Source organism: Vibrio wakamikoensis, from assembly GCF_050337275.1.
In the GTDB taxonomy this organism is placed as follows: Bacteria; Pseudomonadota; Gammaproteobacteria; order Enterobacterales; family Vibrionaceae; genus Vibrio; species Vibrio chaetopteri.
In genome coordinates, this window is sequence record NZ_JAKJST010000022.1 from 13,259 (window position 1) to 34,683 (window position 21,425).

Here is a 21,425-nt window from a genome sequence, read left to right on the forward strand (position 1 = left end):
CTCAACGAGTGCCCTAGGTATTGAAAAGTTAGAAGAGACCGACGGCGACACCGATGAAGGAGATAACCACTAGCGAAAGCATCGCTTTAACTGGGCTAAGACCTTTCTTCGCCATCGCAAACCAAGTGCCCAACACGACTACCAATGGCAGCAGTTTAGGGAAGATTCCGTCGAGCATCATTTGTACGTTGATGTCGACACCGTCTTTGGTTGCGAACTCAAGTCCTGTGCCTAGGTTGACGTAACTAGCCGCGACACCGCCCATGACAAAGACACCTAATAACGATAACGCCTCACGAATCTTGGTTGAGCGGTGGCTAACAAGCATCTCAACGGAGCCCGCACCCATCTTGTAGCCTTTCATAAATAATTGGTAAGAGCCGATGATAGCGATGGCGTTGAATGCCACGATGTAGAAGATTGGGCCTAACATGCTACCGCCAGCGGCTAGTGCCATACCAATACTGAGTAAGATAGGTACTAACATACCCGGAATCATGGAGTCGCCAATACCGGCAACTGGTCCCATCAAACCGACTTTGAGTGTATTGATGGTCTCGCCGTCAATAGGTTCGCCGTTGGCTTTCTTCTCTTCCATACCCACAGCCATGCCATTGATGATAGCGCCCAATTGTGGTTCGGTGTTGTAGAAGGAGGCATGGCGTTTCATCGCTTCTTTTCGGTCTTCTTGATTCGGATAGAGCTTTTTCAAAGCAGGCATCATACCGAGACAGAAGCCAAACGACTCCAAGCGTTCAAAACTCATCGATGATAGGTTGTACATCATCCATGCACGCCAGCATTTCGTGAGATCTTTTTTGTCGAGTGCGACTTTGGGTGCGATCTCAGTACCAATTTTGTTGTGTTGTGCGGTCATTAGAATTCATCCTCGTCATCATCAGTCTGTTGAACTGGCGCAGCGTTCGCTGTTTGTGGTTCTGGCTTGTAGTTGTAATGAAGTAGAGCGAATAGTGCGCCAATCATTACCAAACCCACCATGTTGAGGTTTAGGAATACGATGCCAACGAAACCGACCAAGAAATAAATCAGCATCGTAGACTCTTTGATAATCTGCTTTAACAGAATCGCGATACCAACAGCAGGTAAGATGCCGCCAAGTACCGTCATGGTGTTAAGCACCATATCAGGTAGGCTTGCCATAAACCCTTCGATGTATTGGTTGCCGAAGTAAACGGCAATAAAGGTCGGAATAAAACGCATTAAGAAGTTAGTGACTTGCGGGTAGATAGCGGAGTTCCTGTACACGCCCTGCTCATCACCGGCTTCTATGGCTAAATCCGCTTTATGGTTCCAGTAGGAGTTAATGACCATCATAAAGTTGAAGATTATGGTGCCTGCGATACCGATGGTTGCAGCAATAGCAACGGCTACTTCCACGCCCTGTCCAGACATGATGCCCAGTGCGACAGCGGGGTAGGCGACGAAGTTAAGGTCAGCTGGCATGGAGCCGCCTGGTGTTACCATCGCGATGTAAACGGCTTGTACCGCTACACCAACCATGATGCCAGTTTGAATATCACCTAAGATGATACCCACCAACATACCGGACACGAGTGGTCGAGTGATAGTGTACCAACCACCGGTTAGTCCAAGTAACCAGGGGGTGGAGAGGGCACCGAGATAGCAGAGTATCCCGATAAAGACTGCTTCTATAAACATAATGTCATCCTTTAGCTCACGTATTGAACTCTCCACTTTTGCTGCGAAAAGTCGCGTCAAAAGTGGAGGTTGTTTTGTTGTTATTTCAGTTTTTGCAGTGCATCTTGCCAGGTGTAGGAACTGGCATCAGGAACCAATCTGAAGTCGATGTGGTGACCGTCTTCTGACAGGTAGTTAAATGCAGAGATTTCTTCTTGGTTGACGCATTGGTTGCCGCCAATTGTCGTTGTGCCTTCTCGAGCGCTCATTGGGCCAACGTTGATTTTGTTATTGAGATTTTCAAGGCTTATACCTGCTTCACGAATGCGGCGCAGCGTGACCGGAGATTTCGCGATGACGAAATACTTCTTGTCGCTGGCGATCACCTTCGGTAACTTGCTGACGGCGGTCGCGGTATCAAATAGCCAAACTTTAACGTCGGTTACGGCGCCTTTCATGACTTGTGATAGCAATGGATCAGCGGCTACAGCATCGTCAATGGCCACGATGCCATCACAAGGAAGCTCTTTCGCCCAACGAGTCATTAACTGTCCATGGATAACGCGGTCGTCAATACGCACAAATGAAATTGCCATAGTGTTTCTCCTTAAAAATCATCTTCTTGTGCCAGCTCTACTGGCTTGGCAACGACAACCGTTTTTAGCGCTTCTTGCTGCAAGGTCGTTGCAACGTATGAAGCGTCGGTCTCTTCAACAAAGTCTGCTGTCATTAAAAGTGTCGGGAAATTCACCCCAGTTACGACTTCAACCTTTGGATTAAAATCTGGGTTGAATGCGTAAGTGCAAGCAACGTTGTAAGGCGTGCCGCATTCCAAATCGCATAGCACAACAATGCCGTCGACATTGGGCGCTATTGCAGTGATTTCACGGTGGAAATCTCGTTTAAATTGCTCGATGCCTCCCTCTTCGGTGAGACAGATCGCAGTCGTGTTACTAAGCTCGCCAAATACCATGTTGGCACTGCAGATAAGTGCAGTGGCTAATGGGCCATGACTGGCTACGATAAAATGGAGCATGATTAACCTCTTACGAACGCTTTAATAGTGGCAATTTCTGTTCCTTCGCTTTCGCCATAGGGTTGGATGACATAAGCGTCTACGTGAGCTGGGATAACGAAGGTTTCGGCATAATGAACAACAAATGGCTCAAATTTATTGTCTGGACTCAAGATAATGGCCTCTTTACCTTCTACTAAGTTCAGAACATTGACGGTTCCCTCAGTTTTATGAAGAACGGGTTTGCTGAACCAGTGGCGTCGGGTCTCGATGAACTCGCGCTCATGCAGGCCCGTTTTCTCTTCTTTCCAGCCTTCACCTTCTGCGACTGGTGTAATGGCGTTGACTAAATGCTCCTGACACCATTCTGTGTTGCGTTCCCACTGAATGACTTCTTTACCGTGATCCAAATGCACTGGTCGTGGCAGGCCATCAAGCCCTAGACGATCCCAATCCCACAGTTTGAAAGTGAAGATATATGGGGTTGCACTGATTTCAAGCACCATAGAGTCGGAGCCTGAGCAGTGAATAGTGCCCGCGGGGATTAAGAAATGGTCGTGCTTTTTCGCTGGGAATTGATTGATAAAGCGCTCATCGTCGAAAGACTTTTCGCCGCGCTGCGCTGCATATAAATCATCCATCATTTCATCTGGATTGATGCCAGATTTAGTGCCAAGATACACACTGGCTTTTTCTCCAGCGTCTAACATGTAATAGCTCTCGTCTTGGGTATAGTGCATCCCAAATTCGTTCTGAATGTACTCTGTTAGAGGGTGTACTTGCAGGCTTAGATGCTGACCTTGCATGGTATCGAGGAAGTCGAATCGAATTGGGAACTCGGCGCCAAAACGTGCATGGACACTGTCGCCTAAGAGCGCGCGCGGTTGTGTTAATACCAAGTCTTGCGATGGAATCTCGACAATAACGTCACCGTATTTAAGCAGTAGGCTATTTTCTTCAGGAACGCAGTCAAAACACCATGCATAGTTTGGCTTGTCTTGGTCGAGGTCACAGACTTCTTTCATCCATTGACCACCCCAGACCCCAGGGTCAAAGAAAGGCACCAGTCTAAATGGTTGAGTTGTCGCTTGTTGCAAGCCTGCGCTGAACGCTGTACCAGAGACCATTTTAGGGTCAAAAGCGGTGTTGGTGTCTAAGAGAAAATCAACATCAGACAGCAGCTTAGTTTTATATCGGTCGAAGACACGCCATTCAATAAAGAATGAACGCTTGTATTTACGTAGGACGTCTTCGTTGTAGTTTTCTGCTCCCCAGTTGCCAAGCTCGCCACGGCGGAAGCGTTGCTGAATTTCCCAACGGGCTAAATCGGCGTAAACAAAGGTATCACCATCGGCGACTAGTCTGGCACCGTGACCAATAACAACGATCAAACCGGAATTAGCATTACTAACAGTTTGTTTCAAGCCTTGTAGCTTCTCGCTGTCAAAGAACTCGTCCAGCTTGTGCGGTGCGATGACGCCAAATACTCGGTCATCGGTAATGTTGCGTTCTAGCATGGCGAAGATGTGTTCTTCGGAGTATTTCGCATCGTCCATTGACACCACAAGAGCGGGGGAGAGCGGCGCGACAAGCTGGTCGAGGAGTTCATTGTGATTGACACCATGATAGGTGTCGATCACCAAAATATGTTTATCTTGGCCCTGAATGCGTTGTTCAATTGTGTCAACGATACTGTCCCAACCGCGAACGGCAGCGTGGTCAAAGCCCTTCACTTCTACATTTGGAAACTTGTCATAATTGGATTGACCAGATAGGTACTTCATACATCACCTTGAGTTAATCATTTGACTACAGTCTAATCACTCAGTTAATCAACTAACAAACTGGTTAACGCGGTTAACCACTCATTTAGCAGTTGTTAATCAATAATCGGCGAGGCAATTTTGTAGTTAATCACATAATCATGACGATAAATGACAGTTGATTAGGTTAATCGATTAACCTTGTTTTAATCAGAAAAGAAAGTCGCTATAACTGGTGCTAATTTCATTTACTGGAGTTCAACATGGCCAAAGCAACTATTGCGGACGTGGCTAAGCATTGCGGTGTTTCCACCGCGACCGTGTCCATGGTATTGACTAACAAAGGACGAATCTCGGCGACCACTCGTGAGCGGGTTTTAGAGGCGGTTAAGGAGCTTGGTTATGTTTACAATCAAGCTGCGGCTAACTTGCGACATAAGCGCAGTAATCTAGTCGGGCTCGTCACACCTGATATTACCAACCCTTTTTTCTCTGAAATGATCGCAGGTCTTAGCCATTATCTTGAAGAGCAGGATTCTCTATTGTTTCTCGCCAATGCTGAAGAGAGTGTTGAGCGTCAAAGCAAATTCATCGATTCGTTACTGAGTCAGAACGCTGGTGGTGTAGTGATGTGCCCAGCGATGGAGACTAATTTGGACTTTTTGGAGACAGTACAAAGTCGAGGGTTTCCGATCGTGTTGGCTGTTCGACCTATTGGAGAAGATCAATTTGATTTCGTCGGCACCAATAACTTTATGGGCTTGCAATTGGCAACCGAGCACCTTATCAAAAAAGGTCATAAGCATATTGCGTTCGTTGGTGGACTGGAGATCTCTAAGACGCGTTCCCATCGTCTAGGGGGGTATATGTCAAAGTTGATGGAACATGGGATTCCGTTCAATGAACGATATATTCGAAGCTGCTCAGCAAGTCGTTCTGAGGGCGCTAAAGTAACAAGGGAATTACTGGATCAGTACCCTGAAATTACCGCTATTATTGGCTACCAAGATATCGTTGCTTTTGGCGTAATGCGAGCCATTAAAGATCTCGGTAAAACCGTGGGCAAAGATATCGCGGTTGTGGGCTTTGATGACGTAGCGGAATCCGCGGATACCAACCCAGCTCTGACTTCCATCTCTGTTTCAGCTCGAGAAATTGGTCGAGCGGCGGGAGAGATCATTCTGTCTCGTATGGAGGGCGACAAACAGCCATATAAAAGCGTGGTTTTCCCACCCAAATTGGTGGTGAGAAATTCATGTGGTTGATTCTGAATTCGCTGCATCTAGTTCGCATGGGTATTTTGCTCACAGTGTACCCGCGTACTCACTTATGACACTTACTATCTAGTAACCTAGAATCGTTGAGCTGCGATACAATTCACCAGATAGAAAAAAACGCCAAGATAATCGGTCTTGGCGTCAAAGATAGTAATCGTAAACTCGGGAGGGCTGAGTCTCCCACGCTCTACAATCTCAAATATCCCTTTAGCTACTTTCCTGTAGCGATGTTGTGATCATATATTCATCGTCTCGATGGAAACACTAGCCTAAAGTGGTAAACACATCGTCAACGGTGCAATCTGATATTCCATTTTTATTGGCCTTGTGAAGCCATTTTCGCGAGTACACATTTCAATGTGCCGTAGTCGTATTGCTGTTCAAAGTGCTCGAATAGTGGCTTGATGGCCTGCTGTGTTAGTGAATCAAATGCTATAGCTTGCTGTGTAATTGCTTGGATCTCTTCGTCGCTCAAAGCGATCACGCTGTTTAACTCACAGGCGTTCAGCTCTATGGCTTGAGCTAAATGAGACATGATCGTCGTTGCTTTTAGCCCGCGTTCATTCGCTATGTCTTCAACGGTAAAGCCTTTGTTAAGAAGCCCAAGAGACTCAAGTTCGGTATCTGATAGCTGCTTTTCGGCTTCGGATTTAGGCTCAATAGCAGCGATAAAGGCATCGCCGTATTTCTCTATTTTAACTTCACCAAAACCTGGGATAGTCGAAAGTTCATCGAGGGTTTGCGGGCGCACGCTGGCGAGAGATTCCAACGTTGCATCATGACAAATCATGTAAGCCGGTACCGATTGCTGTTTGGCAAGTTCTGCACGAACTTCGCGAAGCTTTTCAAACTGCGGCATGTCGGCTGCGGACAAAGTGCCAGAGCTTTTCTTCTTCGCGCTTTTCGCCGCTTTTTTCGAGACTCGCAGTTTGCGAAGTTCGATGGGCTGCTCGCCTTTGAGGTAAGGACGGCACAACTCGGTAAGCTGTAAACTGCCGTGTTCACCGTGCACCTCGAGAAGGTTCATGGCGAGCAGTTGACGAAATACCCCTTGCCACTCTTTAGCGGAAAGGTCGTTGCCAATACCAAATGTAGACAGGGTATCGTGTTGGTTTTGGGTAATTCGACTGTCTGCTTTACCCAAGAGAATGTTGACTAAGTAGCTCACACCAAACCGCTGGCCGGTTCGATATACAGTGGAAAGAGCCTTTTGCGTCGCTTGTAAGCCATCCCAGGTTTCGGGTGGTGTTAGGCAGTTATCACAGTTACCGCAAGGCTTTGATAGCGTTTCGCCAAAATAGGCGAGTAGAGATTGGCGGCGGCAAGTGGCCAAATCACAATAGCCGAGTAGTCGATTCAGCTTTTGAATGGATACGCGCTTATATTGCTCCGCACCTTCGGAGTTTTGCACCATTTGCCTTTGTAGAACCATGTCTTGCATGCCAAAACTCATCCAAGCATTGGCAGGCATGCCATCACGCCCAGCACGGCCTGTTTCCTGGTAATAGGCCTCAATACTTTTTGGCAGGCTTAAGTGCGCTACAAACCGAACATCGGGCTTATCAATCCCCATTCCAAATGCGATGGTGGCGACGACGATGATGCCGTCTTCGCTCAAAAAGCGGCGCTGATGATTGGCGCGTTGCTCACTCGATAGTCCCGCATGGTAAGGCAAAGCAGTTTTACCCATGTCACACAGCCACTGCGCCGTCTCTTCTACTTTTTTACGCGATAGGCAATAGACAATACCGGCATCATCTTGATGATGGGTGTCGATAAAGCGCCACAACTCTTGTTTGGCATTGCCAAGGTCGGAGACGTAGTAAGTGATATTAGGGCGATCAAAGCTGTGAACATAAACATCGGCTTGCTCGAGCGCTAACTGTGCGATGATCTCCTCGCGTGTTTTTAGATCGGCGGTTGCGGTGAGCGCAATTCTTGGCACGGTAGGAAAACGCTGTTTGAGCACGCTGAGCTGTTGATACTCTGGGCGAAAGTCATGACCCCACTGGCTTACACAGTGCGCTTCATCAATAGCAAATAGTGACAGGCTTGATTGTTCCAACAAACGAAGCGTCTTCTCCATTAACAGTCGCTCAGGTGCGACATACAGGATCTGGATGTCACCGGTGAGTACTTGCTGTTCTACGACTTGCTGATCGTACGGGCTCAATGTTGAGTTGAGATAAGCAGCACGAACGCCAACTTGGTGGAGAGCGTCGACTTGATCTTGCATTAGTGCGATAAGTGGAGACACCACAACGCCAACGCCCTGCCTCAGAATAGCCGGTATTTGATAACAAATAGATTTACCGCCGCCAGTTGGCATTAGTGTCATCACATCATTTCCCGACATCAACGAGTCGATAATGTCCGCTTGTTGATGACGAAAATTATCGTAACCAAAAAGAGATTTCAGCAGTTCATTGGGCGTGAATGGGGTCGCGGTCGGAGTGTTCGGCATCATAGAAGCTTTGGATTTATCGCAGAGTGGGAAGACAGCGTGAGAGTGTGTCAGGAGCAGAGTGGGTTTTCAAGCATTCATCGAGATAATGCGCGGTCATACTCAATGTGGTCGTGGAACTATGTCGTGAGAGTTGTACGACTTGAGGTCAGTCTTGTTGTTACAAGGCTTTTTCAAGATGCAGTGAGTAATTGGGAGTGGGGAAGTAGCGAGAGAAAGTCGGGCTTAGCTTGGCATATAAGCCCGACCTATACGGAGCTTTGGAATACTGTGCGTTTCCATCGCTTTTGCTGCCTTTTGCTAAAAGTGCAAAGAGGTAACAATTTGTTAGACACAAGGCAGAAGAAAAGTTCCGCTACCTTGCATCTGAAGGCTTATAAAAGCTTATAGACCTTTGATGTTCTCAACTTCAAGCTCGTTGAAGTAGCGAACTGTCTTCACTTTTAGCTCTTGTTGAGCAGCATCGTCAGCAACGATGATTGCTTTAGAGTGCATTTGTAGCGCAGTCACTGTCCACATGTGGTTTACAGAGCCTTCTACAGCCATTTGTAGAGCTTGAGCTTTGTTGTGACCCATAGTTAGGATCATCACTTCTTCTGCGTCTAGCAATGTTGCAACACCAATAGTTAGTGCGTATTTAGGCACTTGGTTGATGTCGTTGTCGAAGAAACGAGAGTTTGCGATGCGCGTGTCTTCTGTCAGTGTCTTGATACGAGTACGAGAGTTTAGAGATGAACCTGGTTCGTTGAACGCGATGTGACCATCGATGCCTACGCCACCCATGAACAGGTTGATCTTGCCGTATGAACGGATTTTTTCTTCGTATGCCGCACAGTGTGCGTCGATATCGTCTGCTAGACCGTCAAGAAGGTTGATGTTTTCTTCTTGGATATCAACGTGGTTGAAGAAGTTGTTGTACATGAAAGAGCGGTATGACTCTGGGTGCTCTGGGTCAATACCTACGTACTCATCCATGTTGAACGTCACAACGTGTTTAAAGCTTACTTCGCCCGCTTTGTGCAGAGCGATAAGTGCTTTGTACGTTGAAAGAGGCGTTCCACCAGTCGGTAGACCCAAAACAAACGGCTTTTCTGCTGTCGGTTTGAAAGCGTTGATACGCTCAACGATGTGGCGAGCAGCCCATTTACCTACTTGTTCTGCGTTCTGTAATGGAATAAGTCTCATGTTGATCCCCTAATAAAAGAATTTAATGTGTTCTGAAACATTAATTCGCATTATAAAAAAAGTTTTTCGACACGGCTATTACTTTTCTGTGAATTTTCGTTTTTTTCTTGATCGGGATCGCCTTTTGCCATTGGTGTTGAGTGTTTGTTAACAGATAGTGCTTTTTTAACAAGAAAAATTTTCAACAGAAAATAAAGGACAAGTTTGGGGTGTTTAGAGAGGGGAACTTGGCGGAAACACCTGAAGAGCTTAGAGAGTTGGGCAGGGAGTGCCTGCCCAATCCACTGGCTAGATCGCTTGACCGTTAGCGGTAACAGCAACGTCGACGTTGCCACGCAGTGCGTTCGAGTATGGGCAAACTTGGTGCGCGACACGAACCAGTTCTAGCGCTGCGGCATCATCCATATCTAAAGTCACATCCAGAGCGACATCAAGAACAAACCCACCATGCTCATTGGCCTTTAGTGCGACCGTTGCTTTGGTCGGTGCTTGTTTTACTGCTAGTTTCTGCTGCTGAGCGACATGAAGGATGGCATTAGAAAAACACGCTGAGTAACCTGCCGCAAAGAGCTGCTCCGGGTTAGTTTCAGCGCCAGTTCCACCTAGCTCTTTTGGATAAGAAAGCGCAAGATCGAGCAATCCATCGTCCGTTGATACTTGACCATTGCGGCCGGCGATTGCAGTTGCTGAAGTAGAGTAAAGTGCTGACATAAGTTCATCCTTTTATCGTTTTTAATTGCGTAAAATTAGGTTGTACACTAACTATATTGTTAAAGTTGGATGATTGCAAGTATATTGTGCACAACTTAATTCACTCGCGCGGCCAAATATGAAATTAGATAGTCCAGAAGCCTTAGATTTAGACAAGCAAGTTTGTTTCGCACTTTACAGTGCTAGCAATGCAGTGACTCGTGCCTATCGGCCAATTCTTGAACAAGTTGATCTCACTTATCTGCAATACATGACGATGTTGGTACTTTGGAAACAAGCGCCTATGAATGTCAAAGATATCGGGGCAGAATTGAAGCTCGATTCCGGTACACTAACGCCGTTGCTTAAACGCTTAGAGCAAAAAGGTTTGGTGGAGCGTAAGCGCAGTGAGTCCGACGAGCGTGCTCGAATGATTTTTGTCACTGAGCAGGGCAATGCACTTCGCGAGAAAGCAATGTCGATACCCGGAGCGATTGCTTGTAAAGCCAAGCTCGATCCAGAGGAGGCAATGGTGCTCAAACGGATTTGTGAGCGACTAACAGACAATTTGATGGATTAACATAAATGGATATTGAAGGACTCAATCGAGTCGGGTTTAAACATTTACTGGCGCTGCATGTGATGCTAGATACGTGCAACGTGACCAAAACGGCAGAACTACTTTCTGTTACTCCTTCTAGCGTAAGTAAAACCATTACCCAGTTACGCGACATTCTTGATGATGAGCTGTTTTTTAGAGATGGCACGTCATTAACGCCTACGCTTTATGCTGTAGAGATCGCACCACTCGTACATTCAATGCTAGCGAGTATGAATGGTTTGCTTAATCAAGCCCGCTTTGAGCCGCAAGTGTTTGAAGGTCGCTTTAGTTTATCAATGCGCGAAAGTACGTTTGAACTGTTTGCTAAACCACTGGCAAAGCTGACGACTGAGCTCACGCCAAAAGCTAAGCTCAATATTATGACCAAGGCGAAATTCGGCTTTGGGGCACTTCATAGTGGACAAGTGGATTTCATTATCTTGCCACACGATGTTAGTCAGCCACCGACTAATACCAAGGAGCTGGTGTGGGAAGTCGTGCTTGAGGATGAGTTGGTGTGTTTGATGTCACCTGACCACCCATTAGCGGAGGTTGATCTAACGATTGAGCATTACCTTAACAGTCAGCATATTGGCATTGCCGAGTCGGAGTTGAGTCGTCCGTACTTTGAACAGACGCTTAGACAGCAGCACGGTATTCGCGATGTGAAAATGATTGTGCCTGATTTTGGCGCCGCAGCGGTGATGTGTCATCAGTCGGAGTTACTGTTTACTTGTTCAAAACAGTGGGCTGACGTCGCCAGCCAAGCGAAGGGATTGACGGTAAAATCTCTGCCATTTGAATATGGAAAAGTAGCTTATAGCGTTGTTTGGAATCGAGCAGCGATCAACGATCCTGCTATTCAGTGGCTTTGCTGTTATTTGCGTGATTTACGCGTCTAGTTGAATCAATACCGCCTTGATTTAAGTGCTTAATGGATTGGCGTATCTAGCAAATCGTAAGTTGCATATCAGGCTAGCTTCTTGTAGCCTGAAATTTCATCAAAAAGGTTATTTATGCATCACACGATTTCTTACCTCTGGCTCACACTCACTATGCCTGTAGCTCGGTAGGATCCCCTGTACCTGGCTACGAGTTGATTGTAGCCAGAATCGCACCTTCATTCTCGTAGCCCAAAATTAAAAAAGGAACGAGAATGAACTCAAGGACACACATCGCTCATCACGACAAAAAGCAGCAAGTTCAGGGATTAGTATACGCGTTAGTCGGTACCGCACTTTTTTCAATCAAACCGATTTTCATCAAAATAGCCTATCAATATGGTGGCGATGCGACGGCCATTATGTCGCTTCGCGCACTGAGTTCATTACCCTTTTACCTCACCGTGTTGTGTTTGCTGTGCCGGGATGGGCAAAAGCGTTCACTGGTGCGTCAACATGGTTGGCAAGCGGCACTCATTGGCATCCTCGGCTACTACGTAGCGAGCTTTTTGGACATTGCAGCACTGGCCTATATTAGTGCTCAGCTGGAGAGATTGCTGATTTTCTTGTTCCCAAGTTTTGTCGTGTTGCTGAGTTGGCTGTGCCTTGGTCAACGACCTACGCGTAATGTTGTGCATGCGGTTGTCCTGGGGTATTTAGGGATTGTCGCCATCTTGTTACATGATGTTCAATCATTGGGTGATGAAGTTTGGAAGGGTAGCGGCTTGGCTATCGCATCCGCGTTTATTTTTGCCATCTATCTAATGCTGAGTAAAAGTATTATTGGCAAGATGGGCAGCGAGCTATTTACCAGTATTGGTATGGGAAGTGCTGGTGTTGCCATTCTGATCCAACTTGCTGTCTCTTCTGCGTCGATGAGCAGTTGGTCATTTGAACTTGTCGTGCTTGGTGTTTTACTGGGGATTTTCTGTACTGTGTTGCCGTCTTATTTTGTCGCAGCAGGTATGGCACGCTTAACCGCGACAGAGCTGAGTATTACCTCGAACATTGGCCCTGGTGTTACGGCTATTATGGCCGTATTGGTGCTGTCTGAGGCGTTCACTGTGTATCATTTTGTTGGGTTGTGCTTGGTGACCTTGTCGGTATATTGGATGAAAAAGCCAACGAAGTAGCCCTGAGTAGGGGGATGATGCCGCAACTGTCTGTGGCATCATCATATTATTGCAGGGCTATTTCCAAGCGCTACCAAACTGGATATACGTTGTCCACTCTTCAGGGCCTTTCGCTACATCCACACCCACACGCAAACCTAATTGACGAGCAATGAGGTAGCGGAAACCTCCACCACGGGTATAGTGGATCTGACTTTTGGCAATGCTTTCATCGTGGTTAAAGGCCGTTGCTGCGCCCACGAAACCAAGTACTGTCCAACGCTCGTCAATATCGTAGCTTAGCTCTACCTCACCTAATGCGGTATTGTCCGCTTGATAACGCATTGCAGCAATCCCCCGCATTTCGATGTAAGGTCTGGCGTAGATGGATGCAGGGAACTCGACATTATCTGAAATCGACTTTACATCACCTCGTACGCCGAGTCCCCAGTTTTGAGATAGGCGAGTATGATGCTGCGCATAGGCGTTGTATTTTTGATAATCGAATTGTCCACCAAACGCTTTGCGGTGGTAATCGACTTTTAGACCCGCTTTGGTGCCTTGTTGGGGTGAAAATTGGTTGTTACGTGTGTCATACATAACTCTCCAGCCGAGGCGTCCATCTTTCGAGTGTAAAAGTGGATCGCTTATCCCATCAAGTGTTGGCTTCGAAGACATATAGCTGTATGCACCGCCAATAAAGAAGTCTGAATCACCGATACGAACGTCCATTTCTTGGAAGAAGTAGACGCCTTCGAGGCTAAGATCAACCGATCCTAATGATGCCATTGGATAGTATTTGAGGTTGAACTTGGCACCAAATAAGCCACCTAAATATCGGATACGATCGTTCATCCAGTTGCCATAGTGGAAGCCACCATAAAGTTGGCTGCCGTTATTGGTACCCAGAGCCATCAATCCGGATGTACTGGCAGGAATGTCTTTTACTTCCTCACCAGCAAGACGCTTTTGTTTGCGCTCTTCTGATTCGTGAAAGAATAGTAGCGCTGCACCGCCACCGACGCCAACGGCAGGGTCGGTAACTGTTAATGGCATGGGTAGAAAACCGACGGCATTATCGAGAATAAACTGACTGCCATCCAGTCGTCCGTCTTTAGGGTCAATGAAGTTATCCATCATGCCTGCATGAAGGCCGGTGCTGCTCAACAGAGCGGTAACAAGGAGAGATAGCGGAAGTGATCTATTATTATTTATCATACATCTAACAATTCAATAGTGTTTAGGTAAAAGTGCTCCCTGCGATTTTTCCAATTATATCGGTATATTAACGTCATATTTGTCAGCGTTCGAGCATTTTAATAGCAATGATAGCCCATCGAACATTGTTATCTAATGGCTATTCGAATAGGTTGCGTTGGCTTATTAGGTAGTTTGCTCTAATGGGGTGACGTTGGTGGAAAACACGAATGAATGCCATCTGATAGCTGAGTTTTGTCTATTCACGTTTTCTATGAAATAAAAGTATTCCAGAGAACAAAATTGCGATAATGTGCGCACATTTCGTATTAGGGTGATGGTGACAATGCTGCGCCGATTTCATGATCTTTCTCAGACCTCAAAAGGGGTTGTTGCCTCAATTTTAGCTTCTTGCCTTTTTGGCTTACTGCCGCTTTATGTGCAGTTTCAACCGGACCTTGGCGCGTTCAAGGTGAGTGGTGGTGAGGGGCACTGGGTGGCTGCACAGCGAGTAACGTGGAGTGCAGGACTCATGATGGTCATTCTTGTCGTGACGGGGCGTATTCGTCAATTTTGGCAGGCATTCAGGCAAACACGGTTGTGGCATCGCTATTTATTATCGGCGCTGCTCGTTGCCCCCCAATACTGGGTATTTGTTTGGGCACCCTTGTACGGTGAGACGCTGTCTGTCGCACTAGGGTATTTCACCTTACCTCTGGTGCTGGTGGTTGTCAGTAAATTCGTCTACGGAGATTCGTTGTCACGACTGCAATTGCTTGCTTGTGGCTTAGCTGCCATTGGTGTCGGCTATGCGTATGTGATGGCTGAGGGTCTATCGTGGATTGTATTGCTGATTGCTTTGGGGTATCCAATCTACTTTGTTCATCGCAAGACTTTAGCTGTTTCGAGTGACGTTGGCTTTACCCTCGACAATGTATTTTTGTTGCCGCTAACTTTCTTTGCGATGTTCTATCTGTTAACTGTAGAGCAAATCCAAGCGTTGCCAGCTGTGAGCTGGTTGTACTACCTTGGCCTCGCGGTTGCTGGTGCAGTGCCTATGCTGCTATTTCTATACGCGTCGCAGTCACTTCCAATGTCCTTGTTTGGTTTACTAGGTTATGTTGAGCCTGTCTTAGTGTTTGCCGTTGGACTGCTGCTTGGCGAACGCGTCGACCCTTCGGACATGCCAACTTATGTACTGGTGATGATGGCGCTATTCGTTCTCGCACTTGACGGAGTGAAACGAGCCAGAACGCACGGCGCCGTTTAAACCGGGGGCGGAATCTTTACATAACGGAGTCGAGACGGCCGAGAGGCACTTCAAGGGTATTTTGACCGTGTTTAATCGGACTACCCACCATTTCATCATAAGCGCTGTCTTGTCTTAGAACGACTTCTTTTGCAGAGAGGTTTTGACAAAGGCGGCGCATGTCCACCACGTTGTGCGCGCGAAGCAGCGATCCATTATCATGGGTGACGTAGTGCTCCTCACCGTCCAGTATCACTGACGCTTGGTAAAGTGACATCTCTAACGAATGTATGACTAGCTTGTCAAATTGGGCGTATTGTTCCAGTGTGCTTATCTTGGTATTCATCGCGCGTCTCCATTGTTGCCCTAGCTGGGTTTGTTTAAAACGAATCAATGACAAACTTGTACGGCAGGTATCAGATAAGCGGTTAAATATTACGCAGTAAAAGTGTGGGTTTTATAGAGTCATTTGGTGAGTTTACAATGTAAAAGTCAGGCAGGGTGGTGCTACCTGACTTGGTATCAGTTAGAGAAGAAATTACATTGCAGCTGCAAAGATCGCTTCAATTTCCTCTTGGCTTGCTTGACGAGGGTTCGTCATACAGCACACGTCTTCCAACGCACTCTCGGCAAGCTTAGTAATGTCTTCCGCTTTTACACCTAGCTCTTTAAGGGTGGCGGGAATGCCTACTTTACTTGATAGATCTTCCATAGCTTCAATCGCAAGCTGCGCCGCTTGTTCAGTACTCAAGCCTGATGTGTCTTTGCCCATCGCTTTGGCAATATCAGCAAACTTGGCAGGGTTGGCACTGGCATTGAAACGTTGCACGTGTGGCAGCAATACGGCATTACAAACTCCGTGCGGCAGGTGATACGTGGCACCAAGTTGATGTGCCATTGCATGAACATAGCCAAGCAGAGCGTTGTTGAATGCCATACCCGCCATAAACTGAGCGTAGGCCATTTGCTCACGAGCTTCGATATTATCACCGTCAGTGACACAGGTAGGCAGGTGTTTGGTGATCATCTCAATCGCTTTAAGCGCCACCGTATCTGTGATTGGGTTTGCTGCAATTGAAACATAAGCCTCGATAGCGTGAGTCAGTGCGTCCATGCCGGTTGCTGCAGTGAGTGAGCTTGGCATCGCGAGCATCAGGTTAGGATCGTTAACTGAAATCAGTGGCGTGACTTTTTGATCCACAATAGCCATCTTGATCTGTCTTTCTTCATCGGTGATCACACTGAACATTGTCATTTCAGATGCTGTACCCGCCGTTGTGTTGATAGACATGAGTGGGAATGGAGCGAGTGTCGCTTTGTTAATGCCTTCGTAGTCTGTGATTTTTCCGCCATTGGTGGCGACAAGCGCAATGCCTTTCGCACAGTCGTGTGGTGAACCACCACCAACCGATAAGATTAAATCACAGCCTTCATCTGTTAGGACTTCGAGGCCAGCTTCGACATTTTGAATAGTAGGGTTGGGTTGAGTTCCATCATAGATAGCAGATGCGATCTGACGATCGTCGAGTTTTTTTGTAATTTGAGCGACAAGGCCAATTTGATTCAATACAGCATCCGTTACGATGAGTGTTTTTGTGAATCCCTGTTGCTGGATAATATCCAATGCTTTGTCTAGACACTCTCTTCCTAACAAGTTGGTCGATGGAAGGATAATAGTACTGCTCATTTGAATGCTCCTTGCTATTCGTCATGATGAATATAATGGCGGTAAGCTAACATGAGCATTTAATGAGAAGCATGATGTAAATCAATAGGTAACGTGGCGTTTAAGAATTAAACGATATCAATATTAATGTTTTAAAACATGACGTTAGATGTAATATGCGCGTTGAGATATTGGCATATTAATCAGTTAAGCGCTCTACGTATTAAACTTTTGAATGGTTAATGAGCGTTCATTTCACCAAGCGTTATCTTCGATAGCTGAGAGTTTACCCGTAAAGACTCGTTAATGATTAACCTAGGGTCATCAAGGCCGATACCCTGCTCAATGGAGTTATGTGCTTTGTTTGAGAGTGATTTGAGCAGCTCAATTGACAGTGAAATATCGCTTTCCGAGCCTTTAAAACTGCTGAGCGATTGGAGGCTAAACAGCTGCTCGGTAAGTTTACTGACGGCGGATTCGAGATCATAGGCTTCTTCGCTAAGTCTGATATTCGGTTTAAAGCGTTCCAGTTGCCGTATGGTAGAGATAAGCGTTTCTTGAAGGGTGAGTGGATCCATGCTTCTTCCTTGTGCATAAAGTTTCATTTTTGCATTGGTTTATACTGGAGCAGTATGCTGTAAAGTCGAGCTTGTTTTTAAAAACTGAGACATGGATCATTAATCGGTTTAGGAGCGTTGCATTGAAGCCGTTGTCGAAGCGCTCAGTCCTCTAAACTAACCCTTTAAGCTTTGCCAGTCCCCACGCTGCCGTTGTCACTACATCTTGGATCTCTTCGTCAATGAGCATGCGCTCAAATTCAACAATAGTAAATTCACCTGCGATGAGATCTTCTTCTTCACTGTCGTGGCTCGGCTCACCTTGGGTTAAGTCGGTTGCGAGATAGATATGACAGGTTTGATTAAGGAACCCATAGGCGATGAATTGCTTGCCAACATAGGTCATAGAGCCAGCGATAAGGCCGGTTTCCTCTTGCAGTTCGCCTTTTGCAAGAGATAAATGACTCGCATCCGGATTAGACTCCCATGCCCCTTGTGGCAGTTCCCAAAAAGTTTCGCTGACAGCGTAACGATATTGCTGGACCAGATGAATATTGCCGTTGTCGATAGCAATGATCACTGCGCAATCGGGTTTGTCGACAACACCGTAGATCCCTTGGTTACCACTTTTACGTTCGATTTTGTCTTCACGAACAGACATCCAAGGATTTTGATAGACGACGGTTGAATCTAAGGTTTTTATGGTCATAGCTAGCTGAATAGTTGGCAAAACATATGGGCAGCTTACCTCAGTTTTTCAATCTATCCTATGCTATTTAGTGAATAACAACTAAAAGGGCTAGGATGATGAAAATAGGGTTGAAACGAGCTGCGGTAATAATGTTTGCCGTTATGGCTAGTTGGGTAAATGCACAGGAGCGATTTCCGCTTGCACCGCCTGATACCAGTACACCAAAGCAAACTTACGAAAGTTATATAGTGGCGGTGACAAAGGCGAATAAAGAGCTGGGAATCATTTATCGTGACCTGTCTAATGTAACTGAGTCCCAGCGTCAAATGATCAGTTCTTCTTTTGAACGAGCTTCGCTAACGTTTGACTTATCTCAAGTGTCTGCCTCGAGTCAAAATCGTGTGGCAATTGAGTCTGTCATGCTGCTAAAAGAGGTGCTCGATCGTGTACCTCCTTTCGATACGAGCACTATTCCTAACAACACGGACGTTGAGCGTTGGACAGTGCCGAATACGAGTATTTATATCGTTAAGCAGCCTTCAGGCCAGTATCAGTTCTCAAGCGAGACCGTCGAACACTTGCATAGTTTTTATCGCTTAGTGAGCCATCTACCTTCCAACATTCAAGCCTCACCCGATTACTATGAATACTATTCTCTAAGTGCAGGTCGCTTAATACCCCCACCATGGTTTGCATTCATCGATGCGATGCCAGAGCAGATGATGGTTGAATTTGGTGATCAGGCGATATGGCAATGGGTCGCGCTGATTCTGCTGGTATTTGTGTTGGCCTTTTATGCCTATTGGGTGTACCAAAAGGTTGAACATGTACTGCTAAAACCTGTCCTCATGGCGCTTGGGTTATTTGTATTTGATTGGACGGCAGACTATCAGCTCAACCTGACCGGCACATTGATGACAACCCTAAATACGATCGGTGAGCTGATGTTCTGGCCGCTCATCGCCCAAACTGCTTATTTGCTTGGTGCGTCGTGCTGCCGTTGGTTGATGGTAGGACAGCGAATCAATACGGGCCTAAAGAAAAGCCTGGCGCAGATCACGGGAACCTTGGCAGGTAGCTTTTGCGCTGTTTGTGTTATTGGATATGGTCTGCATCGCTTGGGGGTACCGGTATATGGCATTGTTACCGGACTTAGCTTAGGCGGTATGGCGATTGCGCTTGCGATTCGACCTACTATGGAGAACCTGATTGGTGGCGTAATCATGTTTATGGATAAATCATTGTCGGTGGGAGACTTTTGCTCGGTAGGCAGTGTTTCCGGTGTGGTGGAGCAGATTGGAGTGCGCTCTACACGAATCCGAGCCAAAGATCGCACTTTGATCACCATCTCTAATGGCGATGTGGTGAAGATGCAAATTACCAATTTTAGTCGTCGAGATCGCTATCCATTTTTAGTCAAATTAGGCCTGCGCTATGAAACGCCAATGGAGACCATGGTGGCGGTGACTCGCGACATTCGAGAGTTTTTAGCACAGCACCCTAGGGTCTTAGCGTCACCGCTTCGGGTTCACTTCTCCTCGTTTAGTGACTACAGCTTAGACATTGATGTGTTCGCCCACATCGATACTCGCGACAGGGAAGATTTTCTCAATACGCAACAAGAGCTGCTGATGGAAATTAATCGCGTGATTGATGAGCATGGTGCTGAGTTTGCGTTCCCTTCGACGACGACCTACCTCAATCCCGACAGTCTTACGCAAGCGCCAACATCGCTTAAATTAGCGGGTGATGGGCAAGGCTAAGGCAACGAGTTTTCTCGCCTTATCTTTAGCAACAGTTTATCGGGTTAAAACACAAATCAGTGCTAGCACCTAAGCACTGATTTTGTTACAACAGTGGCCATAAATTCCATGCTAGATATTCGCGAATCTGGCTGGGCACCTCACCAATAGCAACAAGTATAAAAAGGACATCAACGTGGCACAGTCTCTACAGTTTGAAAAGTTCGTCGATTTAGAATTTGATTTAGCAGAATGCCCACGCTGGGATTGGCGCACAGAGTCGTGGATGTGGGTCAACATCTGTGAAGGGGAGCTTTGGCGCCACAAAAATGGCGTAAGTGAAAAGCGTGAGTTTGGTGACAAGCTAGGTTGTTTTGCTCTGCATGGCGAGCAAGGCTTTGTGGTTGCGCTTAAATCCGGTATGTACCACATCAAGGATTGGGATGCAGAGATGACCTCGCTGGCACCACTGGTTTCAGAATTTCCTCGTATGCGCTACAACGACGGCCGCGGTGCGCCAGGCGGACGCTTTATCGCAGGTACTCGTAATGGTGCAAAAGAGGGCGACCAAGGTCAGTTCCATCAGCTACACCTAGATGGCACTATCGAAGCATTGCCTATGTTCGCGTGGACATGTAACGGCCTTGCATTTTCTCCAGATGGTCAATGGTTATATTGGGCAGACACTGGCTCAAGCAAAGTTTTCAAGCACAGCTTTGATGCAAGCACAGGTCAATACGGTGAGCAGCAGCTGCATTGTGATTTAACCGATTACAACGGCCGCCCAGATGGCGCAAGTGTCGATGTGGATGGCAACTATTGGGTTGCGATGTACGCAGGTCAATCTATCGTCAAGATTGCTCCAAACGGTGAGGTACTCGAGGTGATTGATGTTCCTTCAGAAAACCCAACTATGGTTGGCTTTGGTGGCGAAGAAATGCGTGACCTAATTGTGACATCGGCAGAAGGTAGTAACGAGAAAGGCAAACTTTTGATTGCTAAGAATGTAGCGCAAGGCTTGAAAGAAGAGCTCGTTAAAGTGGTGATTAGTTAATCACTTACTTTTTAATAGTGATGAAAGCGGAGCCCACGGCTCCGCTTTAACATGTCATCGAAAGCGTGTAGTGTGACGCGCGATTCATATCGCTTAGCTCGTCTTCAGTAATGTATTTTTTGGCAACCACATTACCCGCCACGACAAGGTGGGATATATAATCACGACACGACGTGGTTGGCATATTACCCCACATAAAATTGGCTTTGGTCGCATCGGAAAATTCGATATTCAGCACGATGGATTGTTCCTCGCACCTCAAGTCATACACGTTGATTTCGCACTGCTGCATACTACTTCCCCCAAATTTCACTAACCGTTACTCAAAGGCTAACCGTACCACTGTGTGTAGGGAATGCAGTTGAATAGCATGTTATTTAATTTCTCATCATTGCAACATGTTCTTGGTTTTGTTTAACGGTTAAGCTACACATCATTCGTACGGTAAACTTTGAAGCAGTTCAAATAGTGAATTTTTGCCAAGATTCAAAATGCATTTATGGAAGGTTAGTCTCACAAATTATCGGCAAATCATCCTTTTGTGTGAAGAAATGTGAATCAA

Annotated in this window: 21 protein-coding genes; 7 read left to right on the plus strand and 14 right to left on the minus strand. The window is 46.5% G+C overall.

The features are described 5' to 3' along the window. Nucleotides 1-28 precede the first annotated feature (28 nt). The 5 genes from L4C42_RS13170 to L4C42_RS13190 form a co-directional block, all read right to left on the minus strand. Nucleotides 29-877: a PTS system mannose/fructose/sorbose family transporter subunit IID gene (locus tag L4C42_RS13170; RefSeq protein WP_353499828.1), complete on the minus strand. Its 849-nt coding sequence runs from the start codon at nt 875-877 to the stop codon at nt 29-31. Then, nucleotides 877-1,680 carry a PTS mannose/fructose/sorbose/N-acetylgalactosamine transporter subunit IIC gene (locus L4C42_RS13175; RefSeq protein ID WP_418642775.1) on the minus strand — a complete coding sequence of 268 codons (804 nt, stop codon included), beginning with the start codon at nt 1,678-1,680 and terminating at the stop codon, nt 877-879. The genes L4C42_RS13170 and L4C42_RS13175 overlap by 1 nt, the downstream gene beginning before the upstream one ends. Before the next feature lie 80 nt (nt 1,681-1,760). Beyond that, nucleotides 1,761-2,255, minus strand: a complete 495-nt coding sequence (locus L4C42_RS13180) for a PTS sugar transporter subunit IIB (RefSeq protein ID WP_006069164.1) — start codon at nt 2,253-2,255, stop codon at nt 1,761-1,763. Nucleotides 2,256-2,266: 11 nt separating this feature from the next. After that, on the minus strand, nt 2,267-2,695 hold the full coding sequence (locus tag L4C42_RS13185; RefSeq protein WP_353499826.1) for a PTS sugar transporter subunit IIA: 429 nt from the start codon (nt 2,693-2,695) through the stop codon (nt 2,267-2,269). Between the two features lie 2 nt (nt 2,696-2,697). Continuing rightward, nucleotides 2,698-4,458 carry a class I mannose-6-phosphate isomerase gene (locus L4C42_RS13190; RefSeq protein ID WP_353499825.1) on the minus strand — a complete coding sequence of 587 codons (1,761 nt, stop codon included), beginning with the start codon at nt 4,456-4,458 and terminating at the stop codon, nt 2,698-2,700. Between the two features lie 242 nt (nt 4,459-4,700). Here L4C42_RS13190 and L4C42_RS13195 point away from each other — a divergent pair, with 242 nt between their 5' ends. After that, on the plus strand, nt 4,701-5,702 hold the full coding sequence (locus L4C42_RS13195; RefSeq protein WP_353499824.1) for a LacI family DNA-binding transcriptional regulator: 1,002 nt from the start codon (nt 4,701-4,703) through the stop codon (nt 5,700-5,702). Between the two features lie 328 nt (nt 5,703-6,030). Here L4C42_RS13195 and recQ read toward each other — a convergent pair whose 3' ends face one another. The 3 genes from recQ to ohr form a co-directional block, all read right to left on the minus strand. Then, nucleotides 6,031-8,178, minus strand: coding sequence for a DNA helicase RecQ (gene recQ / locus L4C42_RS13200; protein ID WP_429760790.1), 2,148 nt, complete (start codon nt 8,176-8,178; stop codon nt 6,031-6,033). A gap of 384 nt (nt 8,179-8,562) precedes the next feature. Beyond that, a complete protein-coding gene (gene nagB / locus L4C42_RS13205) occupies nt 8,563-9,363 on the minus strand; it encodes a glucosamine-6-phosphate deaminase (RefSeq protein WP_112460027.1) in 801 nt (266 codons plus the stop codon). 288 nt (nt 9,364-9,651) lie between these two features. Continuing rightward, on the minus strand, nt 9,652-10,074 hold the full coding sequence (gene ohr / locus L4C42_RS13210) for an organic hydroperoxide reductase Ohr (protein WP_353499822.1): 423 nt from the start codon (nt 10,072-10,074) through the stop codon (nt 9,652-9,654). A gap of 118 nt (nt 10,075-10,192) precedes the next feature. Here ohr and ohrR point away from each other — a divergent pair, with 118 nt between their 5' ends. The 3 genes from ohrR (at nt 10,193) to L4C42_RS13225 (ending at nt 12,728) form a co-directional block, all read left to right on the plus strand. Further along, nucleotides 10,193-10,633 carry a transcriptional regulator OhrR gene (gene ohrR, locus L4C42_RS13215; protein ID WP_353499821.1) on the plus strand — a complete coding sequence of 147 codons (441 nt, stop codon included), beginning with the start codon at nt 10,193-10,195 and terminating at the stop codon, nt 10,631-10,633. Nucleotides 10,634-10,638: 5 nt separating this feature from the next. Next, nucleotides 10,639-11,556, plus strand: a complete 918-nt coding sequence (locus L4C42_RS13220; RefSeq protein ID WP_042494969.1) for a LysR family transcriptional regulator — start codon at nt 10,639-10,641, stop codon at nt 11,554-11,556. Nucleotides 11,557-11,810: 254 nt separating this feature from the next. Then, nucleotides 11,811-12,728 carry a DMT family transporter gene (locus L4C42_RS13225; protein WP_429760793.1) on the plus strand — a complete coding sequence of 306 codons (918 nt, stop codon included), beginning with the start codon at nt 11,811-11,813 and terminating at the stop codon, nt 12,726-12,728. Nucleotides 12,729-12,785: 57 nt separating this feature from the next. On the opposite strand, the gene L4C42_RS13230 is transcribed toward L4C42_RS13225, so the two are convergent. Beyond that, nucleotides 12,786-13,925, minus strand: a complete 1,140-nt coding sequence (locus tag L4C42_RS13230; protein ID WP_353499819.1) for a BamA/TamA family outer membrane protein — start codon at nt 13,923-13,925, stop codon at nt 12,786-12,788. A 325-nt stretch (nt 13,926-14,250) separates the two neighbouring features. Here L4C42_RS13230 and rarD point away from each other — a divergent pair, with 325 nt between their 5' ends. Next, nucleotides 14,251-15,174, plus strand: coding sequence for an EamA family transporter RarD (gene rarD / locus L4C42_RS13235; RefSeq protein ID WP_353499818.1), 924 nt, complete (start codon nt 14,251-14,253; stop codon nt 15,172-15,174). A 16-nt stretch (nt 15,175-15,190) separates the two neighbouring features. Here rarD and L4C42_RS13240 read toward each other — a convergent pair whose 3' ends face one another. From L4C42_RS13240 to L4C42_RS13255, 4 genes are all read right to left on the minus strand, one after another. Beyond that, on the minus strand, nt 15,191-15,499 hold the full coding sequence (locus L4C42_RS13240; RefSeq protein WP_353499817.1) for a DUF6482 family protein: 309 nt from the start codon (nt 15,497-15,499) through the stop codon (nt 15,191-15,193). Nucleotides 15,500-15,691: 192 nt separating this feature from the next. Further along, the gene (locus tag L4C42_RS13245) at nt 15,692-16,840 is read right to left on the minus strand and encodes an iron-containing alcohol dehydrogenase (RefSeq protein ID WP_353499816.1); all 1,149 of its coding nucleotides are present in this window, start codon (nt 16,838-16,840) and stop codon (nt 15,692-15,694) included. A 218-nt stretch (nt 16,841-17,058) separates the two neighbouring features. Continuing rightward, nucleotides 17,059-17,397: a hypothetical protein gene (locus L4C42_RS13250; RefSeq protein ID WP_353499815.1), complete on the minus strand. Its 339-nt coding sequence runs from the start codon at nt 17,395-17,397 to the stop codon at nt 17,059-17,061. Nucleotides 17,398-17,548: 151 nt separating this feature from the next. Continuing rightward, nucleotides 17,549-18,085, minus strand: a complete 537-nt coding sequence (locus L4C42_RS13255; RefSeq protein WP_353499814.1) for an NUDIX domain-containing protein — start codon at nt 18,083-18,085, stop codon at nt 17,549-17,551. A gap of 143 nt (nt 18,086-18,228) precedes the next feature. Between L4C42_RS13255 and L4C42_RS13260 the strand changes: the two genes are divergently transcribed. Both L4C42_RS13260 and L4C42_RS13265 read left to right on the plus strand, forming a co-directional pair. Then, nucleotides 18,229-19,830 carry a mechanosensitive ion channel family protein gene (locus L4C42_RS13260; protein ID WP_429760797.1) on the plus strand — a complete coding sequence of 534 codons (1,602 nt, stop codon included), beginning with the start codon at nt 18,229-18,231 and terminating at the stop codon, nt 19,828-19,830. A gap of 175 nt (nt 19,831-20,005) precedes the next feature. Further along, the gene (locus tag L4C42_RS13265) at nt 20,006-20,863 is read left to right on the plus strand and encodes an SMP-30/gluconolactonase/LRE family protein (RefSeq protein WP_353499812.1); all 858 of its coding nucleotides are present in this window, start codon (nt 20,006-20,008) and stop codon (nt 20,861-20,863) included. Between the two features lie 46 nt (nt 20,864-20,909). Here L4C42_RS13265 and L4C42_RS13270 read toward each other — a convergent pair whose 3' ends face one another. Continuing rightward, nucleotides 20,910-21,155, minus strand: a complete 246-nt coding sequence (locus L4C42_RS13270) for a hypothetical protein (RefSeq protein WP_353499811.1) — start codon at nt 21,153-21,155, stop codon at nt 20,910-20,912. Nucleotides 21,156-21,425: the final 270 nt, after the last annotated feature.